We start from the raw sequence: 514 nt of genomic DNA, 5'->3' as shown, positions 1-514 counted from the left end.
ACCGAATCACGGGTGGCACTTAGAGGGCCTCTCACCGCAGCGGACCACACGGTTTTGCAGCGGTCGCCAACAGAGACGGACAGCTTGTTCCCCCATCGCAAGAAAGCGGGGAGCGCTAGTTGTCCGGCTTTACTGTTCGGCGGGTCTCGTGAGGGACTGGTTCTTTGACATTGTAGGTTTTAGATGAAGGGACATGTGGGCGACGGCGCCTGCTCCCGGGGCTTCAGGGCTCGGGGTGGCAGTAGATAGTCGTTACCTTAACATGTCCTTACGTAACCATACGTTTAGATATGTGCAGGGTGATGATCCCTGAATTAATTTTACGTCAGGTGGCTGGYCTTTTGGCTGGTCCTGTTGTGAGATTGGACACAAACTTGAGAGTTTGATCCTGGCTCAGAACGAACGCTGGCGGCATGCCTAACACATGCAAGTCGAACGAGACCTTCGGGTCTAGTGGCGCACGGGTGCGTAACGCGTGGGAATCTGCACGGGTGCGTAACGCGTGGGAATCTGC

General features: G+C 55.8%; 1 rRNA gene. It reads left to right on the top strand.

The annotated features are described in order from the left end of the window. Nucleotides 1-370: 370 nt before the first annotated feature. Nucleotides 371-514, top strand: a 16S ribosomal RNA gene (locus AB4Z00_RS26580); the annotation flags it as partial.

This window comes from Novosphingobium sp. YAF33 (assembly GCF_052113265.1).
In the GTDB taxonomy this organism is placed as follows: domain Bacteria; phylum Pseudomonadota; class Alphaproteobacteria; order Sphingomonadales; family Sphingomonadaceae; genus Novosphingobium.
The sequence above is the reverse complement of the archived record's forward strand: the minus strand, read 5'-3'. Positions and strand labels throughout refer to the sequence as shown.